The sequence below is a fragment of the Niveispirillum sp. GW835-FHT14G11 genome (assembly GCF_058793615.1).
In genome coordinates, this window is the sequence record NZ_JBXAFZ010000002.1 from 307190 (window position 1) to 330058 (window position 22869).

Sequence of the window (22869 nt, forward strand, 5' to 3'; positions counted from 1 at the left end):
ACGCCTGCGGCATTTGCGTTTCTGTTATCATGATTTATACACGATGGATTGTTGAACGGGGAACTCTATGCGGATGGACCGGGCTGAATGCCGTCGCCTGTTGGCGGACAATCCGGCGAACGCGGCGGCCCTGCAGCACCTGGGCGCCCATCTGCGCGATGGGGGGGATGGTATGCAGGCCCTGCGGCTGTTCCGCCGCGCCCTCCTTTTGCACGCCAATACACCCATCTTCGACCAGCAGATGGCCGCCACCCTGCATGTGGCCCTGAACCAGATCTCCACCCTGCTGGACCCCGGCCGCTTCGACGAGGCGGGGGAACAGCTGGAATGGCTGTCCGGGTTCGCCCCGGTGCAGGGCCATCTGGCCCGCCTGCTTGGCACCGTCCGGCTGATCCAGGGGCGCGAGGCGGAAGCAGCGGCCATGCTGCCCCGCATGGCGCCGGACATTCCACCGGGTGACAGCGGCCTGTCGGTGGCGCTGGCCGCGTTGGAAACCCATCGGCGGCACTATGGCTTCATCGGCACCGTGGTCATTCCCGCCTACAGGGCGGCGGACACCATCATCGAAAGTCTGGACAGCATCCTGTCGGCCCTGGCCCATTACCGGCGGGAACGCGACCGCCCCTATGCCCAGGTGCATATCGTCGTCGTCGATGATTGTTCGCCCGACGATACGGTGGAGGTTGTCCGGCGCTGGGGCCGGGCGCATCCGGATCAGAGCCTGTCCCTGATCGCCCAGAACCACAACCGGGGGGCCGGGCGGGCGCGCAATGTCGGGGCGGCGGCGGCGATGGGCCCCTATCTCTGGTTTCTGGATGCCGACGATTACTACCTGGAATCGCATTTCCAGGTGACGGCCGGGGTGCTGGACACGTCGGCTGACATAGATTACGTGCGCACCGACATGGTGTTCGACGAGATCGACGATCAGGTCAGCGCCGTCTGGCGCGACGCGTCACAGACGACATATCCCTGCAACCTGTGCATCCGGCGGACGGCACATGACCGGACGGGCGGCTTTCCGGAAGAAACACCGTTCTGGCCGGCCACGGCGGACGACGTCGCCTATTCCCGCGCCCTGATGCAGCAGTTCAAGGGCGTGGGGATCCGGGACAAGACGGTCTTCTATCGCATGCGGCCCGGCAATGTTCTGGACCGCCTGAAACAGGAGATGACCAGCGGCCGTGCGCCGGGCGAAGGGGCGCATGTCGATGCTCGCTTCATGGCCATCGAAATCCTGACCCGTCGCCGCCTCTATGCCCTGAAGGCCGAACAGGCGGAGATCGCGGCGACCCAGGCGGAGGTTGCCCGGGCCCTGCTGGCCCAGGCCCAGGCGGATACCGGCCGGGGGGAGCATGCGGCGGCGCTGGACAAGCTCCAGCGCGCGGCGGCCGCGGCACCGACCCTGCCCGCCATCTGGTTCGAGCTGGGAATGGCGGCATATCGTCTGGCCAAACAGAATACGGCGCGGGACGCCTTCGCCCGCGCCGTCGCCCTGCAGCCCGACCTTTACGCGGCCCGCGTCAATCTGGGGGGGCTGCTGCTGGCAGAAGGGGCCGCCGCCGACGCTCTGCCGCATCTGCACCACGCGGCCGGGCTGAACCCCACCGCCAACGCCCTGTTCCTGCTGGCCCGCACCGAACGGCGGCTGGGCCTGCGGGCCGAGGCGGCGGACCATCTGGATCGCGCCCTGGCTCTGTCACCAGGCAAGGCGGAATATCATGCCGAACGGTCGGGCCTGCTGCTGGACGGGGGCAATGCCACCGCGTCCCTGGCGGCCGCCCAGACGGCGGTATCGCTGTCACCCCATCTCTACGACACGCACGCCGCCATGGCCGCCGCGCTGGAAGCGCTGGACATGAGGCAGAAGGCGCTGGCCGCCTGGAACCGCGCCATCGCCTGCAATCAGGGCTATGGGGAGGCGTTCACCCGCCGCGCCCTGCTGCTGCTGGATGCCCGATACGGGCCGCCGCCAGCACCCCGCCCGCGCGCCGATGCCGACGCAAAACGGCTGGCCGTGACCCGGCTGGGCAGCAATGGCCGCTTCGGCAACCAATTGCTGCAATATGGCGTGGCCCGGCTCTATGCCGACCGCCACAGGCTCACCCTTGAAACCCCGCCCTGGTTGGGCCGGCATCTGTTCGACCTGGACGATCCCCTGCCCGGCCCCGCGCTGCCCCGGCTGTCGGAGGAACAGGCGGCGCTGGCGACTTGCATGGCACCGGATGCGCCGCCACGGGCTGCGGGCCATGATATTGACGGCTATTTCTGCGGCGACATGGCAGCACTGGCACCGTTCGCGGAAGGTTTCCGCGGTTTCTTCACGCGGGGACGCCTGTGGGACGACCGGATGGCCCAAGTGCGCGGTCGCCTGCGTGCGGATGCAAACACGCTGGTGGTACTGCATCTGCGGCGCGGGGATTTCGGCTGGGGTCCCTTCTGGACGGCGCCAGAGTCCTGGTACCTGAACTGGCTGGACGGACTGTGGCCGACACTGTCCAGGCCGCTGCTCTATATGGCCACCGACGATCCGGCCTGCGTCGGGGCCTTTCCGCAGTACAGCCCCCTGACGGCTGCCGACCTTGGCATCCCGCCCCTGGCCGGCGCGGATTTCCTGGATGATTTCCAGGCGCTGTGTGAGGCCGATATCCTGGCCATCTCCAACAGCACCTTCTCTTTCACCGCCAGCCTGCTGAACCGCCGGGCTTCGTCGTTCTACCGACCCTCCAAGGTTGCCAATGATCTGATTACCTATCATCCATGGTCGTCACCTGTACTTTTGTGATAGGTCCCTCAGCGGGGCAAGGCTTGCGGGTTTGCATGGCATTTCAAGCGCATTGATGTTAATGAATAAATATTATTAGCCGTTAACATTCATTAACCAACACCATCCCCTTTATACTCAAGAATAAGTTCCGGCCTTCGCCCAGCCCCTCAAGGGAAACATCGAACAACCCGGATTTCCCTGCCCCTTTTCACAAAGGGCCTGTGACATGTATCCGAATGACACACAAATGACCACCCCCTGGCACCGCTTTTGGATTTATCACTGCCCCATATTCATGTAATACATCAGCATGAGGTAGACCCTGAGCATGTATATCTAATGGCCAGGGTAAACAGGTTAATACTGCGGGGGAACCCGCTGGTGATCAGAAGTGGGGATCTGAAATGGCTGCTGGCGGTACGTTGACCCTTTCGGGTGGCGCGGACGTAACCCTCTCCACTGGCACCGTCTATTCCTTCGTCAAAGGTGTTGGCGGCACGCAGGGCCTGGTGCTGAACAGCACCGGCCAGACCATGACCGTCACCAACCTCGACCATCTTTACGGCGGCACCAATCTCAAGGCGCCCGAGGTCATCACCCTGGGCGGAACCAGCGGCAACACGCTGGGTATCGCCAAGCTTGAAACCCTGATCGGCAATGTCGGCAAGGATGTCCTGACGTTGGGCGTCACGGGCGGCACGATCAATACTACCAGCATTGAAACCTTGATCGGTGGGGCGAGCGGCACCGATTTCATCACGCTCGCCAATACCGGCGGCACCACCGTCGCCATCAGTTTCATTGAATCGCTGGTGGGCAACAGCGGTAATGACGTGATTGTCACCACCACCACCATCGGCACCACCACCACCATCGGGCTGGTTGAAACCATCATCGGCGGCGGCGCCCTGGATGTCTTCGCCACCGTTTCCAGCGTCAGCGGCAATACCGCCCTGGTGATCGGCGCCGAGGTTCTGATCGGCAATGGCAGCAAGAACGATGCCTACACGCTGGGATCGGGTGGCAACACCCTGGGCGTGGCGTTCGTCGATACGCTGATCGGCGGCAGCTCATACGACATCGTGACCGGTGGGTTCAAGTCCGGGTCGATCGATCGCCGCACCGGCGCCATGACGATGCTGATATCCGGTATCGAATATATCGCCGGCGGCAGTGGCGCCCGCGACGCGATTATCTTGGCGGACATCAATACCAAGATCACCATCGCCGATATCGACACGCTGATCGGCAGCAGCGGCGGCAGCGATGTCGTGACCGTCGAGGAACGGCGGACCACCCAGATCATCGGTGACACAGCCGTGGTAGCAGCCACCAGCAACGGTACGATGCTGGTGGCACTGGTCGAAACACTGATCGGCAGCAGCGGTTTTGACACGGTCGCGCTGTCGGCGCCCGGCTCCTCGTCGGGCAACACCATCAATATCTCTTTGATCGAATCCATCACGGGTTCGGTAATCGTCAATGCCAACGACTATGTCCGCATCACCAATACGGGCGGCAGCACTACAACCGTCACCCTGGTAGAAACGCTGGTCGGCTCGTCGGGCAACGACATTGTAACGATGGGGAGCATTAGTGGCATAGCCAACACGATGCTGATCGACGGTATCGAAACGGTGATTGGCAGCAGCAATACCGACTGGGTTACCTTCACCAATGCCAGCACCCTGATGGTGAGTGCCATCGAAAGGCTGAATGGCAGCACCGGCAATGACACCGCCATCTTCGCTACCAGCGCGCAGACCAGCGCCGTCGTCAACAGCATGGAAACGCTGCTCGGCGGCATGGCCGGCAACCTCATCCGGGTGACGGCGGCCAGCACGCTGAGCGTCGATATGATCGGCACCCTGACGGGGTCAAATCTCACGGACGTGGTGACGTTGCGGTCCGCCGCAACCGACATTGCCCTGCTGAGTGTCGAAACCGTGATCGGCAGCGCCTACGCCGACATTGTACGGCTGGGACAGAGCACCGACAGTTCCACCACCGCCGTGTCGATGGTGGAAACCCTGATCGGCACCGGCGCCGGCGCCGTGCTGCTGGCCGACAGCGGCAACACGATCACGGCGGGCATGTTGTCGACCCTGTTCGGCAGCAGCGGCAAGGATATCGTCAATCTGCTCAGCGACGGCAGCACCACCAGTATCTCCATGGTGGAAACGCTGATCGGCAGCGGCGGCACCAACATCATCACCTTCATCGACAGCGCCGCCACGATCTTCGTGTCCGGCGTCGATACCGTGGTGACCGCCTCCCAGACCCTGTCCCTTGCCGGTGCCGCCCAGACCATCGTCATCGGCGGCGTCACCAACGTCCTGAACATGCCGGCCACCGGCGGCAGCAGCAACGTCATCCTGCCCTATGAAACCGTCATCGGCGATAGCGGCACCGACATCGTCACCCTGACCCAGACCCAGGGCACGACCCTGGCGGTCCAGCTGCTGGAAACCCTGATCGGCAGTGCGCAGACCGACGTGATCCTGCGCACGGGCACGGTCGGCAGCACCATGCTGGTCGGCCAGGTTGAAACCTACATCGGCAATGTCGGCACCGACATTGTGGCCTACGCGGCCGGCACGACCAGCATGGCCTTAACGGCGGTGGAAACGATCATCGGCAGCGCCAGCGGCGATGATGTCGTCACCTGGGCCGCGTCCGGCTACACCATTGCCGTCGACGGTGTCGAAACCATCATCGGTACCGCCGGCGCCAATGTCATCACCAACACCGGCACCGCCGGCGGCACCATCCACGTCTCGCTGCTGGAAAGTGTCACCGGTGGTGCTGGCAACGACACCCTGGTGATGGATGGCACAAACGCCAACACCCTGAGCGTCGCCGGCATCGAAGCCGTGGCGGGCAGCAGCAGCGACGACACGCTGTCGCTGGGCACCTTCGGCAGCACCATTGCCGTTTCCGCCATCGAAACCATTATTGGCGGTGCGTCCGGCACCGATATCGTCACCTTTACCGGGGCGACCGGCGCCACCCTGTTCGCTGCCCGCATCGAGACCCTGGTCGGCAACAGCAGTGACGATATCGTCAAGCTGGTCGATGGCGGCAACACGATGATGGTCTCGCAGTTCGAGACCATCATCGGCGGGTCCGGCGTCCGGGATATTGTCGGCCTGGGAAGCAGCGGCAATACCATCACCTTGAGCCTCGTCGAAACCCTGGTCGGCGACGCCGGCACCGACGTCGCCATCATGAGCGCGGCCGGCAGTATCAGCGTCAGCCAGTTGGAAACGCTGATCGGCAGCAGCGGCGTGGACCAGGCGTTCCTGACCGGCACGTCCGGTGACACCATCGCCGTTTCCGGCATTGAGCAACTGACCGGTGGCGCCGGCCAGGATACGGCGATCATCCTGCAGAGCGCCGGGTCGACCCTGACCTTCATCGCGCTGGAAACGGTCCTGGGCAACAGCGGCACGGACGTCATCAAAGTGTCGTCCACCGTCGGATCAACCGTCACCGTCTCCCTGATCGAGAGCTTTGTGGGTGCCGGGGGTACAGATGTGGTGGGCTTCGCCTCCACGGGCGGCACCATTGCTGTGAGTTCGGTGGAAAGCCTGATTGGCGGCGCCGGGGCCGACATGGCGCGGCTCTATTCGACCAGCGGCAATACCGTGACGGCCACGGGTGTCGAAAGCGTCATCGGGGCCGGTGGCCTTGACAAGGTCACCTTGGCCGGAACCGCCGGCGGCACTTTCGCCGTATCGCTGGTGGAAAGCCTGACCGGCGGCGGCGGCACCGACATCGTCACCATCGTTCCCGGCGGTTCGACAATGGTGGTGACCCTGATCGAAAGCTTGATCGGCGGATCGGGCACCGACATTGCCACCCTGGGTTCCGGTGGCAACAGCCTGTTCATTACCGGGGTTGAAAGCGTCATCGGCGGGTCGGGCAACGATCTGGTCAGCGTCGGCAGCGCCGGCGGCACCATGATCGTCTCCCAGGTGGAAAGCCTGGTTGGTGGCGCCGGCAGCGACCTCGCCATGCTGGGGGCCAACGGCAATACCGTCACCCTCACCCAGGTTGAAACCCTGATCGGCGGCAGCGGCAGCGACCTCGCCACCCTCAGCGATACCGCGGGCAACACCGTCACCGTCACCCTGATCGAAAGCCTGACGGGCAGCAGCGGCACCGACATCGCCATTGTCGGCAGCCTGGGCACCACGCTGGCCGTCTCCCTGATTGAAAGCCTCGTGGGCGGAGCGGGCGACGACCTCGCCGTGCTGTCGGCCGGCAGCGGCGCGACCTTGTCCATCACCAATGTCGAAAGCGTCACCGGCGGCGGTGGCAGCGATCTGGTGACCATCGACCAGTCCAGCGCCAATACCCTGACCGTCTCGCTGATCGAAAGCGTGCAGGGCGGCAGCGGCACCGACACCGTGGCCCTGGGTGCCGGCAACAACACGCTGCTGGTCAGTCTGGTGGAAAATGTCGTCGGCAATAGCGGCAACGACACCATCCGCCTGAACGCCACCACCGACGGGAATATCGTCACGGTCAGCGCGGTCGAACGCGTCCTGGGCGATAGCGGCAGCACCGTCGACCATGTGACGATGGGCACCGGCGGCGGCACGCTGGCCGTGGGCTTCATCGAAAGCCTGACCGGCGGTACGGGCACCGACATCGCCACCATCGCCGTCACCAACGGCGCCACCATGAGTGTGGCGCTGATCGAAAGCCTGACCGGCGGGTCCGGCTCTGACATCATCACCCTGGGCGGCAGCAGCGGCGCCAGCATCACCATCTCCGCCATTGAAACGGTGACGGGTGGCAGCGGTGCCGACAGCGTGACGCTGGGCGGATTCGGCGGCACCGTGACCGTGGCCCAGGTCGACAGCGTCACCGGCAGCATCGGCACCGACGCGGTGACAATGGCCACGTCCAGCGGCACCACCGCCACCCTGTCCGTCAGCCTGGTGGAAAGCCTGACCGGCGGGGCCGGTACCGACATCGCCGTGCTGGCCGGCACCGGCGGCAACACCATTGCCACCACGCTGGTGGAAACCATCATCGGCAATACCGGTGTTGATCTGGTGGAACTGGGTAGCGGCGGCAACACGGTCACGGCCACCGGGCTGGAAACCCTGATCGGCGGTGCGGGCACCGAGGTCGTGACCTTCGGCGACACCACCGGCACGATCTATGTCAGCGGCCTGGAAACCGTCATCACTGCCAACGCCACCCTGGCGCTGGCCGGCGCCACCACCTTCGTCGTCATCAACCCGCCCACTGCCATCCTGACGGTGCCCAGCAATGGCGGCAATACCGTCAGCGTAGATGCCTATCAGACCATCATCGGCCAAGGCGGCAACGATGTTGCCACCTTCACCCAGGCATCGACCCTGGCCACGCAGCTGCTGGAAACCCTGTTGGGCAGCAGCGGCCAGGATGTCGTCACCGACACCGGTACGACCGGCACCACCCTGACCGTCCAGGACCTGGAAACGCTGATCGGCGGCGCGGGCGGCGACCAGATCCTGTTGTCCGGCGGCACGACCCTGGCGGTGGCCGGCGTGGAAAGCCTGCTGGGCGGTTCCGGCACCGATATCATCAGCGCCCATGGCACCGGCGGCTTCACCATGGCGGTGGAACTGCTGGACACCATCATCGGCAATGCCGCACTGAACATCATCACCGACACGGGCACGGCCGGCAGCACCCTGGCGGTCAGCGGCCTGGAAACCCTGATCGGCGCTATCGGCCTCGGCACCGACATGGCCCTGCTGGGCAATGGCGGCACCACGATGATGGTGGGCCAGTTCAGTACGCTGACCGGCGGCACCAGCACCGACATCATCAACCTGACCAGCCATGACAGCACGCTGACCGTCAGCGGCATCGAAGCCGTCATCGGCGGCATCGGCCTTGATAATGTCAGTATCGCCGACAGCGCCGGCGTCACCATGGCCGTCTCCCAGCTTGAAACCCTGCTGGGCGGCAATGGTGGTGACCTCGTCACCCTGGGCGACAGCGGCAACACCTTCTTCGTCGCGGGCGTGGAAACCATCACCGGCGGCGCCGGCCAGGACGAGCTGTTCGCCTATTCCGCCGGCACGACCCTGACCGTCAACGGCATCGAGGCGTTTACCGGCACCGCCGGTGAAGACCAGATCACCATCGCCGGTTCCGCCGGCAACACCATCGCCGTCAGCCTGCTGGAAAGCCTGACGGGGGGCAGCGGCACGGACGCGGCCGTCTTCGGCACCGGCGGCAACACCGCCGCCGTCTCCCTGGTGGAAAAGCTGGTGGGCGGCACGGGCACCGACGTGGCCTTCCTGACCGCCGGCACTTCGATCAGCGCCTCCGGCATGGAAACGCTGATCGGCAGCGGCAGCGGCAATGTCGCGACCTTCACCGATCCGGAAGCCACAATCTGGGTGGTGGGGATCGAAACGGTCTATACGCCCAACGGCACCATCACCGTCAGCGGCTCCGACCTGACCAACGGCCGTCAGATCGTCATCAACAACCAGATCATCAACCTGCCCAGCGGCAACGATATCTACAACTACCGCACGGTCATCGGCAGCGGCGGCACCGATATCGTCACCTTCACCAACCCCTCCACCATGTCGGTGGAGGCGCTGGAGACCCTGATCGGTTCCAGCGGCACCGATCTGGTCTCCACCACCGGGCCGTCCGGGACCACCATGCTGGTCTCCTTGATCGAAAGCCTGAATGGCGGCGCCGGTCTGGACCATATCCTGCTGGACACCACAGCAGGCACGATGGCCGTCTCCCTGGTGGAAACGATTGTCGGCGGCGTGGCCACCGACACGGTCCTGCTGGCCGCGTCGGGCAACACCATCGCCATTTCGCTTCTGGAAAGCCTGATCAGCGGGTCCGGCAAGGATGTCGTGACCCATGTCGGTGACGGCACCTTTGCGTCCAGCGCTATCGAAACCCTGCTGGGCGGCTCAGGCAAACAGTTTGTCACCACGACCGGCACGTCCGGTTCCACCATGCTGGTGGAAGAGGTTGAAACCCTGCTCGGTGGCACGGGTATCGACGACCTGACCCTTGCCACGTCCGGCAATACGGTCAGCCTGGGCGGCGTGGAAACGCTGCGGGGCGGGGCCGGCACCGACTCCGTAACCCTGTCGAACATGGGCAACACGATCACCGTCTCGGCGATGGAGGTCCTGACCGGCGGCAGCGGCAGCGATCAGGTAACCCTGGCCACGGGCGGCAACACCATCACCGCCACCGCTGTTGAGCTGCTGAAGGGTGGGGCCGGAACCGACATTCTGACGATCGGCGCGGGCGGCAGCACCTTCGCCATTGCGCTGATCGAAACCCTGACCGGCAGTGTCAACACGGAGGTGGTGACCAGCACCGGCACTGCCGGTGTTACCCTGGCCGTCAGCGCCATTGATACATTGATCGGCGACAGCGGGACCGACATTGTCACGCTGGATGGCAATGCCGGCAACACCATTGCCGTCGCCTTGCTGGAAACCTTGACCGCCGGCACCGGGCAGGATGTCGTCCGCTTCGCCGATGGCCAGAATACGACCATGCTGGCCATCGGGGTCGAAACGCTGATCGGCGGCTCCGGCCTCGATAATGTCTCGTTGACCACAGCCGGCACCACCACCACCGTCTCGCTGATCGAACAGCTGACGGGCGGGGCCGGCACCGATGACGTGACCCTGGCCGCGGCCACGACATTGGCCGTCGCCCTGATCGAGACGCTGACCGGGTCGTCCGGCACGGATGCCGTCAACGGCACCGGCACGCTCGGCTCCACCCTGACCATAGCCAAGATCGAAACCATCATCGGCGCCAGTGGCACCGACCTGGTGACCCTGAAGGACAGCGGCAACACGGTATTCGTCGGCCTGCTGGAAACCCTGATCGCCAGCAGCGGCCAGGATGTCGTCGGCTTTACCAGCCAGGGCGCCACCATGGCGGTCGCGGGCGTGGAAAGCCTGGTTGGCGGTACCGGCACCGACGCTGTGACCCTGACCGACAGCGGCAACAGCATCACCATCCAGAGTCTGGAAAGCTTGACCGGCAGTGTCGGCAAGGATGTGGTCACCTTCGCCACCGGTGGCGCCACGACACAGGTATCGCTGGTCGAGACGCTGGTGGGCGCTACCGGCGTCCAGGCAGCCATACTGAGCAGCCTGGGCGGAACCTTGGCTTTTGGCGCTGTCGAGACACTGCTGGGTACCAGCAGCGGCATCGACGTGCTGACGGCAACGGCCGCCGGCACCTATGTCGTCGGCAGCATCGAAACCCTGACAGGCAGCAGCGGCACTGACTTTGTCAGTCTAAGCAGCCACGGCAATACCCTGACAGTGTCGGCGGTGGAAACTTTGATCGGCGGAACGAGCACCGACGCGGTCAAGCTCAGCAACCAGGGCAACACCATCTTCGTCGGTCTGGTGGAGTCCTTGACCGGCGGCAGCGATAAGGACGCGGTTACGCTGCGCACCGGTGGCAACACGGTGTGGATTGACGCGTTGGAAACGCTGGTCGGTAATACCGGCACCGAATCAATCAGCCTGTCATCGAGCGGAAACACCCTGTCCCTGTTCAGGCTGGAGACGATTCTGGGCGGCAGCGGCACGGATGTGCTGATGACCACCACCAGTGGCGGCACCATGTCGGTTGACGCAATCGAATCCCTGATCGGCAACAGCGGCACCGAGGTCGTTACGCTGGGCAGCGGCGGCAGCACCATCAACGCCGAGAACATTGAGTCCCTTGTCGGCACCATCGGGTCGATCACCGACGTGGTCACGCTGGGCAGCGGTGGCAATACAATGCTCGTTTCGCGCCTTGAGACATTGATGGGCGGCAGCGGCACGGACATCGTCACGTTCGCCGCCTCTGGTGCGACCATCAGTGTGTCCGGCGTGGAGACCCTCAACGGTGGCAGCGGCCTTGATGTGGTCACGCTGGCCAATACCGGCAACAGCATTCAGATCTACCGCATCGAAACGCTGTCGGGCGGCGCCGGCGTGGACGTCATCAGCTACAATTCCTCCGGCAGCACCGTTTCCATGCGCCTCATGGAAACGCTGATCGGGGGTATCGGCACCGATGTGGCGGTGCTTGACAGCACAGGCAATACACTGACCGTGAGCCTGCTCGAACGGCTGATCAGCACCGGCGACGGGGTTGACGTGGTCACTCTGGCGGCGGCCAGCACCATGACCATCGAGCGGCTGGAAACGCTTATCGGCACCAGCGGAACGGACGTCATCAGCAACACGGGGACATCCGGCTCCACGATGCTGGTATCGTCGTTCGAGTCCCTGACCGGCGGCAGCGGTGTCGACGCCATCACCCTGTCCAGCAGCGGAACCGTCACCATCAGCGCGCTGGAAACGCTGACGGGCGGCGCCAACGCTGATCAGGTCATATTGACGAGCAGCGGCAACAGTTTGGCCGTTTCACGGATCGAGACCATCACCGGCAACGCCGGGACGGACGTGATCACGAACCAGGATACCGGCGGCGGCACGCTGTCGGTATATCTGGTCGAAACCCTGATCGGTAATGGCGTCCGTGACGTCGCCCTTCTGGAGAATGTCGGCAACACGATCTCCGTGACCGGGTTTGAGGCCGTGACCGGCAGCAGCGGCACCGACCTTGTCAGCCTGGCCGGCAGCACCCTGACCGCATCGCTGATCGAAACGCTGATCGGTAACAATGCCAGCGCTGCCGCCGTGCTGGCGGATAGCGGCAATACCCTCACGGCTTCCGGGCTGGAAGCCCTTGTCGGCAGCGCCGGGACCGATGCTGTCACCCTGTTCGGCACCAATCAGACCACGCTGGTCAATTTTGAAACCATCACCGGCGGCTCGGGACTGGACAACATCACCCTGGGCAGCGGCGGCAACACGCTGCTGGTCCAGGCGCTGGAAACCCTGACGGGCGGCGCCGGCACGGATATCGTCACGGCGGCGGCCAGCGGCACCATGGCCATCGCCCTGCTGGAAACCCTGACCGGCGGCGGCGGCACCGACGTTGTCACCGGCACGGGCACCGCCGGCCTGACCTTGGCCCTGCTGGGGGTGGAAACGCTGCTGGGCGGGTCTGGCACCGATGCCGTCACCCTGACCAGCACCAGCGGCAACAGCATGCTGGTCACACAGATCGAAACGCTGATCGGCAACAGCGGCGTTGACAGCGTGACGCTGGGCAGCAGCGGCAACCAGATCATGGTGTCGCAGGTCGAAACCATCACCGGCGGCATCGGCATCGATGTGGTGACGCTGGTTTCCACCACCATGCTGGTCGATAGCATCCCGACGCTGCTCAGCAGCGTGGCCGTCACCAGTGTCGAAACCCTCATCGGCGGCCAGGGCTATGACTTGGCGACATTGGGCAGTGGCGGTGAAACCGTCACGATATCGCTGATGGAAATGATCGATGCCGGCGCCGGCACCGATCACATCATCATGTCTGCCAGCGGCACCCTGACCGTCACCAACCTGGAGACCTTGTCAGGCAACAGCGGCATCGATGCCGTGACCCTGGGCGGCAGTTCCGGCAGCACCATCACGGTCACATCCGTGGAAGAACTGGCCGGTGGTACCGGCACTGATGTCGTGCGGCTGACCAGTGCCGCGACCAGCAGCAGCACGCTCACCCTTTCGCTGATCGATACGCTGACCGGCGGCGACGGCAATGAGGTGGTTGTCTTGAAAGCCGCCTCGGTCGACCGGGATGAGCTGGACGGCAGCACGACCGTAACCGTGACATTGCTGGAATCCCTGATTTCCGTGTCCAATGTCGAAAGCGTTGTCGGCGCCAGCGGCGCGACGGACATTGTCAATCTCGGCGGCACCGGCGGCAACACCCTCAGCGCCATCGGCCTGGAAACGGTCATCGGCAACAGCGGCAATGACGTCGTCACCTTCACCGATACCGGCGCTACCATCCTGGTATCGGGTCTGGAGACCGTCTACACCCCCACGGAGACCCTCAATCTGGCCGGGGCGCTGACCACGGTCACCATCTTCGTGCCCGCCACCATCCTGTACCTGCCGTCGGCCGGCGCCACGGTCAGCGTCGATGCCTATCAGACCATCGTCGGCGACGTGGGCCATGATGTTGTCACGCTGAACAATACCGCCGGCTCCAAGGTCGCCGTGGAACTGCTGGAAACGCTGGCCGGCAGTTCCTATATCGAAAATGTCACCGTCGCCAGCACCAGCGGCACCTCCATGCTGGTCTCGCTGCTGGAAACGCTGACCGGCAATACGGGCCGCGACGTCGCGGCCCTGGCCAGCAACGGCACGACGATGGCCGTTTCGCAATTGGAAGCCATCATCGGCGGCGCCGGCACCGACGTGATCCGCGCCAATGGCACGCTGGGCTTCACCATGAGCGTGTCGCAGATCGAGACCCTGGTCGGCAACAACGCCACCAACATCGTGACCTCGATGGGCAGCAACGGTACCAGCCTGCTGGTGTCGCAGATCGAAACTCTGGTCGGCGGCGCGGGCACGGATGTCGCCACCCTGTCCACGGGGTCGACCATCACCACTTGGCTGATCGAAACCGTCATTGGCAGCGCCAGCGCCGACATCGTCACGCTGGCCACCGAAGACAAGGGCGTGTTCACGGCAGCCGGCAGCATCAACGCCGTCCTGGATGGCGGGGCCGGAAATGATCTTCTGGTCGGCGGGGCCGGCAACGACACGCTGATCGGCGGCACCGGCAATGACACGCTGACCGGCGGTACCGGCATCGACCTGTTCGATGTGGGCGACGGCGACACCGTGACGGATATCGCGGAAACTGAGCATCTGCGCATCAGCGGCAGCGTCTATGCCGAGAACCAGATGTCGATCGCCGACAGCGGCGCCAACGCCGTGCTGACCATCGGCAGCATGCAGGTGACGCTGCAGGGCCGCGCCGGGCTGACGCTGGACAATCTCTATGTCACGGAAAGCAGCGGATCGACCCTGATCGAAGTGGACACGGTCAAGCCGACGGTTACCCTTTCCAAACCCCTCAACACCCACACGCCGACAACCACCTCGATGTCCTTCGAGGTCAAGTTCTCCGAGGCGGTCACCGGTGTCGATCTGGCGGACTTCGTCATCACCGACGCGTCGGGCTATAACCGCACCGTGTCCTACAACATGCTGTCGGTCACGGGCAGCGGTGACAGCTATACTGTCAACCTGGACCAAATCGAGGGTGAAGGACAGCTGCGTCTGGATGTACTCGCCGGCGGCATCAAGGATCTGGCCGGCAATGTGCTGACCACGGCGGCCACAGGTAACGGCGTCCATTTCGTTGACACCCGCGCGCCGACCTCCATCACCGGCCAGTTCACCGCGGTGGTGGAAGCGGCCGCGAACGGCACGGCCGTGGGCTATGTGTCGTCCTTCGATGTCAGCACCGTGTTCTACAGCCTGTCCGACAATGCCGGCGGCCGGTTCCAGATCGACCGGAACACGGGCCTGGTCACCGTCGCCGACGGCAAGCTGCTCGATTATGGCACGGCAACCAGCCATTCAATCACGGTGTCAGTGTCCGACGGGCGCCTGACCAGCAGCCAGACGCTGGAAATCAACGTCACCAACGTGCCGCCGGCCATCCCGACGGATACCGACCCCGCGGCCAACAGCGTGGTGGAGGGGGCGGCGACAGGGGCCCTGACGGGCGTCACCGTCAATGCCACGCATCCCGGCACCAGCGCGCTGGTCTACAGCCTCACCGATGATGCCGGCGGCCGGTTCCAGATCGACAGCGCCACGGGCGTGGTCACGGTCAAGGATGGCAGCAAGCTGGACTTCGAGACGGCGACCAGCCATGCCATCACCGCCCTGATCACCGCCGGCAAGGCCGGCATCAGCACGCAGACCTTCACCATCGCCGTCACCAACGCGGCGCCCGCCACGCCGACGGACAGCGACAGCACCATCGATGCCGTGGTGGAGGGTGCGGCCGCCGGCACGGCGGTCGGCATCACCGCGCTGGCCGCAGATCCCGGCAAGTCGGCCGTCACCTACAGCCTGACCAGCGACGCCGGCGGCCGCTTCGCCATCGACGCCACCACCGGCATCGTGACGGTCAAGGATGCGGCCAAGCTGGATCATGAGGCGGCGGCAAGCCATGCCATCATCGTCCAGGCCAGTGACGGCAAGGGCGGGCTCAGCAGCCAGACCTTCACCATCGCCGTTACCAACCTCGCCCCCACCACGCCCGTCGATACCGACAGCGCCATTAATACGGTGAGCGAGGGGGCGGCGGCCGGCACGGCCACGGGTCTGGTCGTCAAGGCCACGGATCCGGGCACCACGCCCGTCACCTATAGCCTGACCGATGATGCCGGTGGCCGCTTCGCCATCAACGCCACCACCGGTGTCGTGACGGTCAATGATGCGACCAAGCTGGATTTCGAGACGGGCGACAGCCATGCCGTCACCGTTCAGGCCAGCGACGGCAAGGGCGGCCTCAGCACCCAGACCTTCACCATCGCCGTCACCAACATCGCGCCCACCACCCCGATGGACAGCGACAGCGCCGCCAACCAGGTCAGGTACGGGACCGCGGCGGGCACGGTTGTGGGTATCACCGCCGCCGCCACCGACCCCGGCAACAGCCCCGTCACCTACAGCCTGCTGAACGACGCGGGCGGCCTGGTGGCCATCGACGGCAAGACCGGTGTGGTCTCTATCAATGAAGGTGTCACCTGGACGTCCGCCATCAGCGGCGCACAGACCGTGACCGTTCAGGCCAGCGACGGCAAGGGCGGCCTCAGCCAGCAGAACTTCACCTTTACCGTCCTGGCCCAGACCAAGGCCCCGTCCGCCCCGACCCTGGCGGCCGGCAGCGACCTGGGCACATCGGCCAGCGATAACATCACCAAGCCCGGCAGCCTGCTCCTGACCGGCACGGCGGAGGCGGGTGCCACCGTCAACCTGCTGATCGGTGGGGCCGCCAGCGGCCTGACCACGTTGGCCGACGCCAACGGCGCCTACAGCTTCACGGTCGATGCCAGCACGGCGGGTAGCGTGGTGTTCAGTGCCACGGCCACCGGCCTGTCCGGCCTGATCAGCGAGCCCAGCACCGGCACGACCGTGACCCTGGATGGCACGGCGCCGTCCGTGATGGGTGTGGAACTGGTGGGCAATCCGGCCACCAATGCCGCCAGCATCACCTGGCGCATCACCTTCTCCGAAGCGGTGGGCAATGTCACCGCCGGCGCCTTCGGCCTGACCGCCACCGGCACCGCCACGGGTGGCATCGGCGCCATCACCCAGATTGATGCGCGCACGGTGGAGGTCACGGCCACCGGCCTGACCGGCGGCGGCACCGTCACCCTGACGGTCAATGGCACGGGCATCACCGACATCGCCGGCAACAACCTGTCCGGTTCTGTGTCCGGTGCCCCCTTCATCACGGGCCAGACGCAGATCACGGCCACCGGCCTGTCGCAGGACCTGACTTATGTGGAGGATAGCGGTGCGGTGTCGCTGGCCGGCGCCAGCCTCACCCAGGCCCCCAACACGGTCCTGACCGCCACCCTGACCCTGGCCAACCCGGCCCTGGGCCGGATCGAGGGCGGTGGTTCCTATGACGCGGCCACCGGCGTGTGGACGGCTACCGGCACCATGGCGCAGATCAACGCCGCCCTGTCTTCCGCCAGCTTCGTGGCGGTCGCCAACAACGACAAGTCGACCAGCGTCTTCCTGCTGATCACCGACAATATCCCCGGCAACGCGCCGGTGGGCGGCACCATTAATCTGGCCGCCACACCGGTGAACGATGCGCCGCTGGTGGGCAGCATCACCGCTGCCCAGACGGGGAGCGAGGGCGTGGCCGTCGCCTTCACCGTGCCGGCCGATGCCTTCACCGATCCCGACACGGGCGACACGCGGACCCTGTCCGCGACCTTGTCCGATGGCAGCGCCCTGCCCTCCTGGCTGGCCTTCGACGCCGCCACGGGCAGCTTCAGCGGCACGCCCGGCTTCCAGAATGCCGGCGCACTGGGCATCCGGGTCACGGCGACCGACCGGGCCGGCGCCACCGCGTCGCAGACCTTTACCCTGACCATCGCCGACGTCAATCAAGCCCCCGTGGCCGGCAACGACAGTGGTCGCACCAACGAGACCGGCATCCTGTCGGGCTCCGGCCTGCTGAATAACGACACCGACATCGACCTGGGCGATACCCGCACCATCGTCGCCGTCAATGGCGGCGAGGCCGTGGGTTCCACCATCACCCTGGCATCGGGCGCCAAGGTGCAGGTCAATGCCGACGGCACCTATGTCTATGATCCCAACGGCGCTTTCAGGTTCCTGCCGGCCGGCGCCCAGGGCCAGGACAGCTTCAGCTACACCATCGCCGACCGCGCTGGCCTGACCGCCACGGCCACGGTCACCATCACCATCGATGGGGAAAACAACGACCCGATCATCCAGTCGCCCAAGCAGGTGACGATCGCCAAGAATTCCGGCGCTATCGGCCTGTCCATCGACATGCCTATGGATCCGGACGGCAATACCCTGTCCGTGGTCATCGGCGAGTTGCCGAGCAACGGCACCCTGCTCTATGCCGACGGCCGCGTCGTCGCGTCCGGTGCCACCCTGACGGCGGTGGAGTTGGCGGGCCTGACCTTCCGCGTCGATGCCGGCTTCTCCGGTTCGGCCGGCCGCGTCACCTATTCCGTCAGCGACGGACAGCGCGACATCGCCAGCGCGGTGGACATCACCATCGCCGAGGAACAGCTGATCGCCATCGCGGTCACCGACGGCACTCCGTCCGTGCAGGTGGAACCCACGGGCGACGGCATGGTCGCCTACAGCTTCACCATCAGCCGCACGGCGGGCCAGACCGCGGCCACCGACGGCACCGTCAGCGTCAACTGGCGCATCGATGCGGGCAACGGCATCGACCGGTTCGACTTTGCCGGCGACACGTTGCCGTCGGGCACTGTCACCTTCAATCCGGGCCAGTCCAGCCAGGTAATCACCATCCTGGTCCGCGACGACGCCCTGCTGGAAGGCGACGAGAGTTTCACGGTCGCCCTGGACGGCCTGACCTCCTCCGGCCTGGTGCTGCCGCCGCGGATCAACGACCCGTCCACGGCGTCCGGCACCATCCTGGACAATGACCGCGACCGCTTGCCGCCGCAGGTCACCGGTGTGGCGGCCCCGGCCACCGGCACCTATTTCCCTGGCGACAGCGTCGAGATCACTCTGACCTTCAGCGAGGCGGTGACCGTCATCGGCGCCCCGGCGCTGGACCTGCTGGTGGGCGACGCCGCCCGCCAGGCCACCTATGTCAGCGGGTCGGGCGGCACCAGCCTGACCTTCCGCTATGTGGTGGGGGCGGCCGACATCGATGGCGACGGCATCTCCGTCGCCGGCACCATCACCGGTGCCGACGGCATCCGCGATGCGGCGGGCAATGCCGCCTTGTCCGGCTTCGGCCTGTCGGGGGCGAATTTCGGCGATGTGCTGGTCAATGTCGTCCGCGGCAAGACTGTGGACGGCTATATCAGCGGCGCCCAGGTCTTCGCCGACGCCAATGGCAATGGCGTGCTGGATGCGGGCGAGGCGAATTCCGTCACCGACGCCACCGGCAACTACACCATCGCTGGCGGCAGCGGTCCCTACATCATGGTGGGCGGTACCGACATCTCCACCGGCCAGCGCTTCGACGGTGTCTATGAGGCACCGGCCCGCGCCACGGTCATCAACCCGCTGACCAGCGCTATCGTCGGTCTGGCCGGTTCCCAGGCGACCAATGCGGCCAATCTGGCCGCGGCGGCACAGTTGAAGGCCGCTCTGGGCATCGATGCCGGCCTGGATCTGATGAATGTCGATCCGCTGCAGGCGGCCACCGCCGCCGGCGCCTCCCCGACGCAGGTCGCCAGTGCTGTCGATGCCCAGGCGGAAGCGGTGAAGATCGCCAACCTGATCGTCGAAGGCGTGGCCGTCATGACGGGCGCGGCCACCACCGCGCTGGCCCCCGGTCAGGCCGGCCGCGCCATCCTGGCGGCCCTGGCCGACAGCATCCGCGCCCTGCCCGCCGGGTCCACGCTGGACCTGACCGACAGCGCCACGCTGGCCGCCATCCTGCGCGGGGCAGCCGCAAGGCTGCCCGGTGTCGATGTCGCCAAGGTCACCGGCCTGTCCGTTGCCGCCGCGACCATCATCGCCGCCGGCAACACCAAGGTGGAGGCCGCCTCCCTCACCGCCGATCCGCTGGCCGCCTTGACCGCCATCGCCCAGGTGCAGGTCATCGCCCAGACGGGTGCCGCCACTGCCCTGCGCGACGGCGTCATTGCCGGCAATCTGGATGCAGCCCTGGCCGCCTATACGGGCACCAATCTGGATGCGGCCATCGCCGGGGCCAGCGTGGGGACCATCATCCCCACCCGCCTGTCGATCACCGCCCTGGACAGCGCCAAGGCGGAAGGCGACAGCGGCGTCACCGCCTTCACCTTCCAGGTCACCCGCACCGGCACCGACCTGCGCGCGGCCACCGTCGAGTACCGCGTCAGCGGCAATTCCGGCCTGGATGCGGCCGATTTCGGCGGCACCCTGCCGGCGGGAACGGTCAGCTTCGCGGCGGGTGAGACCACGAAGACCATCACCATCCAGGTCGGCGGCGACCAGGATATCGAGGGGGATGAACGCTTCACCGTCTCCCTTGCCAACCCGTCGGCCGGCATGGACATCACGGGCGCCCAGGCCCATGCCACCATCCTGAACGAGGATCCGGCCACCCCGCGCATCAGCGTCCCCGACGCCGCCGCTGTGCTGGCGGGTCGCAGCAGCCTGGTCGGCGGCATCGCCATCCAGGCCGCCCGCAGCGGCACGGTAACGGTCACCCTGACCGCCACCGCCGGTGCCATCACCCTGGTCGGTCCGGCCAGCCAGAGCCGCGGCAGCGGCGCCGTCACGCTGACCGGTACGCTGGCCGACGTGAATGCCACACTGGCCGGCCTGTATTTCACACCCGATGGCAGCGGCACGGCGGGTTCGCTGCGCATCGTGGCCGGCGACGGCACGGTGCCGCTCAGCGATGATCGCACCATCAGCCTGCGCGTGGCCGTGGCTCCGGAAAATATCCTGCCGGTCAAGCCGACCCTGGTGGCCGGCATCGCCGGGGAAATCATCGGCATCGGCGTGGCCGACACCGACAGCGCCAGCCTGACCGTCACCCTGACGCCCACCGACGGCATGGTCGGCGTCACCCGCTTCGGCGATGTGACAGTGACGGAAGGGGCCAATGGCGCCTTGATCCTGACCGGCTCCACGGCCGCCATCCGGCAGTCGCTGGCCAGCGTGGAGTTCACCGGCCTGCTGGGCAGGCCGACCGCCACCCTGCGCATCGAAACCGATGACCATGACCCGGTCACGCCCAATGACAGCGACCTGATCACCATCGAGGTGCTGCAGCCGCCGCAAACCATCGTGCCCGACGCGGTGACCATCCCGCGCGGGGCGGCCGCCGCCATCGCCGGCATCAGCATCACCGACGCCGACAGCCCCGTGCTGTCCGTCACCCTGACGCCGACCGACGGTACGGTATCGGTGACCCTGGCGGGCGCCGCCACCCTGACCCAGGTCAGCGATACGGTGATCCGCGTCACCGGTAGCCTGGCCGATGTCAATGCCACGCTGGCGTCGCTGCTGTTCACCTCGCGGGAGAACGTCACCACGGCGACCTTGCTGGTGCAGACCTCCGACCTGGATGCCCGCACGGCTGACAGTGAAAAGCTCCTGACCATCACTGCGGTGGACGATGTCCTGCGCTTGCCGGCGTCGGGCGCCACGCTCAGCATCGACCGCTATGCCACGATCATCGGCAATATCGGCCAGGACATCATCACCCTGGCCCGCACCGCCGGGACCACCATGGCGGTGACCCAGCTGGAGACGCTGATCGGCAGTGCGGCGCGCGAAGTGATCACCAGCACCGGCACCATCGGATCGACGATGAATGTGCAGATGCTGGAAAGCCTGACCGGTTCGCCCGCCACCGACCTGATCTATCTGGGCGGCGGGGCCAGCACCATGTGGCTGCTGGGCATCGAAAGCCTGGTCGGCAGTGCGCAGCGTGATCACGTCACACTGGGCAATGGCGGCAACGACATCGCCGTGACGGGCCTGGAGACCCTGATCGGCGGCACCGGCATCGACCGGGCCACCCTGGCTGGCAACGGTGCCACCATCTCCGTCGCAGGCATAGAAAGCCTGATCGGCGGGGCCGGCACCGACTTCGTCTTCACCGGCACCGCCGGCGGCTCGCTCTGGGCCAAGGGCATCGACGTGCTGGTGGGCGGCAGCGGCATCGACGCGCTGCAACTGGCCGATGGCGGCAACAGCCTGCTGGTGCGTGGGCTGGAAACGCTGCTGGGCGGGGCCGGAACCGACATCGTCACCATCGGCAATGGTGGGGCCACCCTGCTGGTCAGCGGCATCGAAACCCTGATCGGTGGGGCGTCGAAGGATGTCATCAGCCTGGGCAGCCAGGGCGGCATCGTCCGGGTCAGCGCCATTGAGACCCTGACCGGTGGTGCCGGTGCCGACATCGTGACGGTGGCCGACAACAAGGCCATCCGCTTCGACGGCGGGGCCGGGGCCGACCAGATCGCGTTGGGCGCCGGCAACGCCGCCGACCAGATCGTCTATCGCGATGGCGGTGACGGTGCGGCGGCAGGGGCCATAACCGGCTTCGACCGCATCACCAACTTCCAGACCGCAATGGACAGCCTGGTCCTGGCCGGCAACCTGCGCAGCCAGCTGGACCGCAATGGCGATGGTGTGGTGCAAGGGGCTAACCGCGCATCGGGCCAGATCGACATGACCACGGACGAGGTGGTGCGCCTGACCACCACGACCAGCAGCCTGACCGATGACAGCCTGAACGCCATCCGTACCGCCATCGGCACGCTGAACAACCCGCAGGCCGGGGGCAGCGTGCTGGTGCTGGCCAGCGATGAGAAGGACACCGGGGTCTTCGTTGTGACCAAGACCAATGGTGAGCAGAGCATCGCATCGGGCGAGATCAAGCTGCTGGGCGTGTTTTCCAACGCCAAGCTGGGAACGGGTAACATCACCTTCGGGGGATGATCCATT

General features: G+C 65.8%; 2 protein-coding genes. Both read left to right on the forward strand.

Going from position 1 to position 22869, the window contains the following annotated elements:
* Nucleotides 1-73 precede the first annotated feature (73 nt).
* Nucleotides 74-2785, forward strand: coding sequence for a glycosyltransferase (locus AC1Q7F_RS04950; protein WP_492504410.1), 2712 nt, complete (start codon nt 74-76; stop codon nt 2783-2785).
* A 386-nt stretch (nt 2786-3171) separates the two neighbouring features.
* Nucleotides 3172-22863, forward strand: a complete 19692-nt coding sequence (locus AC1Q7F_RS04955; RefSeq protein ID WP_492504412.1) for a Calx-beta domain-containing protein — start codon at nt 3172-3174, stop codon at nt 22861-22863.
* Nucleotides 22864-22869 lie beyond the last annotated feature (6 nt).